The organism is Vibrio makurazakiensis, assembly GCF_050337375.1.
Lineage (GTDB): Bacteria > Pseudomonadota > Gammaproteobacteria > Enterobacterales > Vibrionaceae > Vibrio > Vibrio makurazakiensis.
The window spans coordinates 1-5527 of record NZ_JAKJSW010000253.1 but is presented as its reverse complement, the minus strand read 5'-3'; the positions used below and the strand labels follow the sequence as shown (position 1 = coordinate 5527).

At 41.6% G+C, this 5527-nt stretch carries 7 protein-coding genes; 5 read left to right on the top strand and 2 right to left on the bottom strand.

The annotated features are described in order from the left end of the window. From L4C33_RS19280 to L4C33_RS19270, 3 genes are all read left to right on the top strand, one after another. The coding region (locus tag L4C33_RS19280) for a DNA-3-methyladenine glycosylase family protein (protein ID WP_428814023.1) at positions 1-512 on the top strand (512 nt) is incomplete at its 5' end. After that, on the top strand, positions 509-985 hold the full coding sequence (locus L4C33_RS19275; RefSeq protein ID WP_428814022.1) for a methylated-DNA--[protein]-cysteine S-methyltransferase: 477 nt from the start codon (positions 509-511) through the stop codon (positions 983-985). The genes L4C33_RS19280 and L4C33_RS19275, both read left to right, overlap by 4 nt. A gap of 102 nt (positions 986-1087) precedes the next feature. Beyond that, positions 1088-1450, top strand: coding sequence for a hypothetical protein (locus L4C33_RS19270; RefSeq protein WP_428814021.1), 363 nt, complete (start codon positions 1088-1090; stop codon positions 1448-1450). Between the two features lie 75 nt (positions 1451-1525). On the opposite strand, the gene nhaD is transcribed toward L4C33_RS19270, so the two are convergent. Both nhaD and L4C33_RS19260 read right to left on the bottom strand, forming a co-directional pair. Beyond that, positions 1526-2968 (bottom strand): sodium:proton antiporter NhaD, encoded by a 1443-nt coding sequence (gene nhaD, locus L4C33_RS19265; RefSeq protein WP_428814020.1) that lies wholly within the window; start codon positions 2966-2968, stop codon positions 1526-1528. 168 nt (positions 2969-3136) lie between these two features. After that, complete coding sequence (locus L4C33_RS19260) at positions 3137-3307, bottom strand: hypothetical protein (RefSeq protein WP_428814019.1); 171 nt, start codon at positions 3305-3307, stop codon at positions 3137-3139. Positions 3308-3758: 451 nt separating this feature from the next. Here L4C33_RS19260 and L4C33_RS19255 point away from each other — a divergent pair, with 451 nt between their 5' ends. Both L4C33_RS19255 and L4C33_RS19250 read left to right on the top strand, forming a co-directional pair. Continuing rightward, positions 3759-4496 carry a nucleoside recognition domain-containing protein gene (locus L4C33_RS19255; RefSeq protein WP_428814018.1) on the top strand — a complete coding sequence of 246 codons (738 nt, stop codon included), beginning with the start codon at positions 3759-3761 and terminating at the stop codon, positions 4494-4496. Then, on the top strand, positions 4496-4963 hold the full coding sequence (locus L4C33_RS19250; protein ID WP_428814017.1) for a YjiG family protein: 468 nt from the start codon (positions 4496-4498) through the stop codon (positions 4961-4963). The genes L4C33_RS19255 and L4C33_RS19250 overlap by 1 nt, the downstream gene beginning before the upstream one ends. The last annotated feature ends 564 nt before the right edge of the window (positions 4964-5527 follow it).

Sequence of the window (5527 nt, the reverse complement as noted above, 5' to 3'; positions counted from 1 at the left end):
CAGTTGAAGCTCAATTAGAGTCAGTAGCGCCGGGCTTGGTGGCTAAATCGGGTATTCGTATCCCTGGTGTTTGGAATATTTGGGAAGCGGGAGTTCGCGCTATTTTAGGTCAGCAAGTTTCGGTGAAAGCGGCGATAGGTCAGCTGAACTTACTTGTAGAGCAAGCGTTTATAGAAGAGCAAAGTGAGGTGATGTTTCCTACTGCGGGGCAGGTTGTTGATCTGGATTTGAGCTTTCTACGTATGCCACAAAGTCGTAAAGACACGTTAAAGCGATTTGCGCAATACATGCAAGATAATGATACTGCTCACCCCTCCGAATGGTTACAGTTAAAAGGAATCGGGCCTTGGACGATTCAATACGCTTTATTACGTGGCTTAAGTGACCCTAATTGCTTTTTGATGGGCGATCTTGTGGTTAAAAAAGTGATAGAACAGTACCCTAATTTAAAGACAGAAAGTGTTGCCCCATGGGGCAGTTACGCCACATTTCATTGTTGGAACCTAGCATGAATAGATATTGTTATTTTCAAAGTCCCCTTGGGCAAATGACGCTGCAAGCCAATGAACACGGCTTACTTGGCGCTTGGTTTGAAACTCACACAACTCAACCTGAAGTACTCGGAAATGAAGACAGTACCTTTCCTGTTTTGATGGAAACATCTAAGCAATTAGAACAATACTTTGCAGGAGAAACTATGCAATTTGCTCTTCCTCTTGCTGCTAAAGGTACGGCATTTCAAATGGAAGTGTGGAATGCATTACTGTCGGTTCCTTACGGTGAAACGTGGAGCTATCAAAAAATCGCAGAGTTCATTGGTAACCCAAAAGCGGTGAGAGCAGTGGGCGCAGCGAATGGTAAAAACCCAATATCTATTATTGTGCCTTGCCATCGTGTTATTGGAATGAATGGTAAACTAACTGGGTATGCGGGCGGAGTTGAACGCAAAAGAAGCTTGCTGAAATTAGAAGGGATACTAGAGTAAATAAAGTCCCTACAATTAATATGCAATGAATTTATAGTATATCAACCTGTTTCACTGTATCGTGTTAAGATTCCGTCACCAATATTGTTTAGGGTGAGTAGTATGATCCGACCATTTATCATTTTCATGTTCGCAGTGGTTTTATCCGGTTGCTTCGCAGAAACTGAAACGCCTTTTGAGGTGCCAACTTTAGTCTTTTTCTCGGGGGTTTATGAAAGCTCTGAAAATGAGAGTCAACTCATCTTTAAGAAAGGGTTAGTCGAGTACAAAACGATTGATGGGAGCGTTACTCGTAGCTATCGAATAGACGATGACCTTATCAATATTGAACTTGCGGCAAGCAGTAATGAAAAGCGTGACGATCTTGTGATGAGAATTCAAAAAGAAGGCAAGTTTTTGACATGCAACATGTGCCCTGCTTATCTAATGAGTAACATTTGGGATAAAGTGGGCGAGATAGAATAATATTAAGCTTCTAGGTAAATCCTGTTTCTAACTTAATGATTAATTTAAATTATTCTATCCGCTCTTTTCGGTAACCTAGCTAAACAAGTGTTGGTTCATCGTTAAATGAACAAAAATACTCGCGACATAGCCAAGGAAAATAACCGGCATCCACTTTAAGTGTCCAAAAAACGTGTATTTGCCGTGAGCAGCACCCATTAAAGCCACGCCAGCAGCACTTCCTATCGACAGTAAACTACCTCCGACCCCTGCGGTTAAAGTAATAAGTAGCCAGTTCCCCATATCCATAGAAGGCTCCATTGATAGGACTGCGAACATGACAGGGATATTATCGACAATGGCTGACAGTATTCCCACCATAATGTTGGCGCCAACTGGGCTCCACTGACTGTACATCACTTCTGAAGCCAGCCCCAAATACCCCAACAGGCTTAATCCACCAACACACATCACGACCCCATAGAAAAAGAGTAATGTATCCCACTCTGCATGAGAGACACGCCTGAATACGTCGAAAGGTACGACAGACCCCAGTCGTTTTAATGCTTCTTCATCGTTATTTGCTATCGCCATGGCTGCTTTTTTTGCCAGGGAATTAGGCAGTGTCGTTCGTAGGAAGTAACCAAAAAATTGCAAATAGGCTAGCCCCATCATCATCCCCATTACTGGAGGGAAATGAAGCACAGCATGGAACGCAACAGCAGTCGCTATGGTTAGAATAAATAGACCAACGATGCGTTTGGCTCCTCGCTTTAACTCCACATTCTGATGAACGGTGTCTGGTGCATCTTTGGGTAAGAAGAAAGACATAATAATCGCTGGGACTAAATAATTAACAGCCGAAGGTATGAATAGCGGTAGAAATTCAGAGAAACTCACATGACCCGCTTGCCAGACCATCAGTGTCGTAATATCGCCGAACGGACTAAACGCTCCGCCTGCATTCGCTGCAATGACGATATTAACGCACGCTATGTTTACAAAGCGAATATTGCTGCCTGCAACTTTCAGTACAACAGCACACATCAATAGGGCAGTTGTCAGGTTGTCGGCTATAGGGGAAATAAAGAAAGCCAGGAATCCCGTTAGCCAAAAAAGGGTTCTAAAGTTAAAGCCTTTACTGACCATCCAAGCTTGCAAGCCATCGAATAGGCGACGCTCTTCCATTGCGCTGATATAAGTCATCGCTACTAATAGAAATAGCAATAGTTCGGCGTATTCAAGAAGGTTATGTTCCAGCGCCTGCTTGGCAATGTCGGTCACGTTGCTTTGTTGGTAAACAACCCCGATGATTATCCAAATGAGCCCTGCGGCTAGTAATACTGGTTTTGATTTTCGGAGTTTTAGGTATTCTTCCATCATGACGACTAAGTAGGCGACGAAGAAGATTGCCAATGCGACATATCCAGGGAGCGAGTTGGTTAGATCTAGAGGAGCTTGGCTACTAGGGCCAGAAGCTTGGGCTAAGTAGGAAAAAGTGGTAGAGAGGAGAATAAGTAACAGCCCGATCCATTTCATTTATTACGCCCTTTATAAGTCCATTGTGTAGGATTGCGTAAAAATTGTAGTCGGGAATCAATAAGCTAGGTGTGATAGACATCCAGTTAGCCGAAGAGAAATTAGCACAGATAAAAAAGGCTCTATTAACCCCCCGTCAATAGAGCCTTCATACCTGTAGAGTACTAGTTAAGCAGTTTTTTGGTTTAATTGCTTTTCCGTTTCAATTGCACAAACTTCTACAGGCCAGCCGTAAGATTCATATTCAGCAGCAAGTTGGGTTGCGACAGCTTTGGATACCGTAGCCGATACCCACGAGCCAATTCCCATGACTTTGTAACTTAAAATCTTCATTTCCATTTTGCCGATCTCCTTATCCGTTGGCTTAATGAGCATATTATAATCAATTAACGGGATGGTATTTCGTATAAGGCTCATATCCTTTTGTTTCTAGCTCATGGGTGTTACCGGTACCATTTATTCATTTACATTACGGATAGTATTTTTGATTAATATCATTGCTGCCTATTAACATGTTGTTTTAATTGTTAATAATATATAACCACACTAAATTTATGATATTTTTGTAAGATATATCGCACACGAATTAGAGATATTCGCCAGTGTGGCACTCTGTTTGGTGGCTGTTCGATATTTGTATTTTGTGTCAGCATCCACAGATTTTTATTTTGCTTATAATATGAATTGCCATTCAACGTGTTGATTGACTTGAGTCATCATTTCTATTTATGAAATTTAGCACTATCAATATGTGTTCTGTTCCACACAAATTACATGTATAGAGGTTGTTATGACTAATCCAGCAAAAACCAATCGTAAAGTTACGATTGGTTGCTATATCGCATTGGYGTTTGCCATTGTGTTCTTCTCTGGGCTGATGAAATCAAATGAATGGTATGGTGTTCTTGATTTTACTACGCTAAACGGATCGTTTGGGCAAGTCGCGTACAACGTGACTGAAACCGCAGATGGTGTTCAAACCGCAACAACGACGTTGCGTGGCAAAGGTGGTAGCGGTGCTCGTGATGGCTTTATTTTCGCCCTCACACTGATTCCAACAGTGATGTTCGCACTTGGAATGATCAATGTGCTAGAGCATTACGGAGCGCTAGACGCAGCGCGCAAGCTTCTAACTCCTTTACTTAGACCCTTAATGGGCATTCCTGGTAATTCTGGTTTAGCACTCATTGCCTCACTTCAAAGTACTGATGCTGGTGCTGCGATGACTCGGCAATTAAAAGATGAGGGGCATTTGACTAAGCGTGAAACCGACGTATTTACCATGTTCCAATTTACTGCTGGTGCTGCAATCGTAAATTTCTTTTCTTCTGGTGCTGTGCTTTTCACATTAACAATGGCAGACGGATCGTTAGCGGTAAGTTCATCGATAGGTTTGGCGGTAGCGGTTATGTTCGTCTTTAAATTTGTGGGTGCGAATTTGTTCCGAATTTATCTCAATATTACTGAAGGTAAAGAAGACAAACCTCAAGCCAAAAAAGATGCACCGATGACAGAGGAGACTGCGTAATGTCAGAAATTAAAGCTAAAAAGCCAATGGTTACCGATATTTTTGTCGAAGGAGCTAAAAAAGGTTGGGGAATAGCAACAACATCTACTCTACCTAACGTTTTAATGGCATTTGTGATTATCAAAGCGCTACAAATTACCGGGGCGTTAGACATGATGGGCAGTATATTTTCTCCTATTATGGCTATATTTGGTCTTCCGGGTGAAGCAGCGGCTGTTCTTATCGGTGCGTGGATGTCGATGGGCGGCGCTGTAGGTGTGGTTATTACTCTGTTTGACCAGGGTATTTTAAATGGTAATCATATTGCGATTCTGGCTCCTGCTATTTACCTCATGGGTTCTCAAGTTCAGTACATGGGGAGAATCATGGGGCCGATCGGTACTGAAGGTCGCTACATTCCAGTGATGATTGCTATCTCTGTATTGAATGCGTTTGGTGCGATGTTTGTGATGAACTTTCTTCTTTAACTCGTTTACTTTCTTATCCAAGGCCACCTAGACAGGTGGCCTTTTTATTTGGCTGAAATTGAGTGATGGGTTTGAACTTAAACGTCACTAACTACTGCGACTCCTGATGTCTAATTCAGGTGCTATTGAATTTATAAATATTTCAATGCCTTAGTTGAAAACCATTCCTTGAAAAGAAAATAAGTTTGACGGCAGCTAACTTAGACGATTAATATACGCAAAAAAAGGGTGTTGCCCTTTTTTTGGTTTAAGGAGATGAAATACACCTCAAAGGAGAGGGAAGTTTTAAATTAAAAAGCTTCGTATACGACAAGGCTTATCATAGTTTTAGCAGTTAGAGCGAATACAGAGCCCTTCACAAACGGTCAACCATTATGCGTGATTTTGATGAAGTAATTTTGAATGCGTTGATTAAAGTATCAGCAGTACTGGCAGTGTTTATAGGATCTATTGCTATGTATGTAATGATACTTACGTTTAACGTTGTTCAGTGATTTAAGTATCGATTTTCTTTTATGGATGAGAAGAAGTTACCTGTGATTAAGGGACTATGCAGTTCATATC

Excerpts from the sequence above, each read along its gene's own strand:
- L4C33_RS19275 (WP_428814022.1), top strand. The coding sequence starts at position 509 with ATGAATAGATATTGTTATTTTCAAAGTCCCCTTGGGCAAATGACGCTG.
- L4C33_RS19270 (WP_428814021.1), top strand. The coding sequence starts at position 1,088 with ATGATCCGACCATTTATCATTTTCATGTTCGCAGTGGTTTTATCCGGT.
- nhaD (WP_428814020.1), bottom strand. The coding sequence starts at position 2,968 with ATGAAATGGATCGGGCTGTTACTTATTCTCCTCTCTACCACTTTTTCC.
- L4C33_RS19260 (WP_428814019.1), bottom strand. The coding sequence starts at position 3,307 with ATGGAAATGAAGATTTTAAGTTACAAAGTCATGGGAATTGGCTCGTGG.
- L4C33_RS19250 (WP_428814017.1), top strand. The coding sequence starts at position 4,496 with ATGTCAGAAATTAAAGCTAAAAAGCCAATGGTTACCGATATTTTTGTC.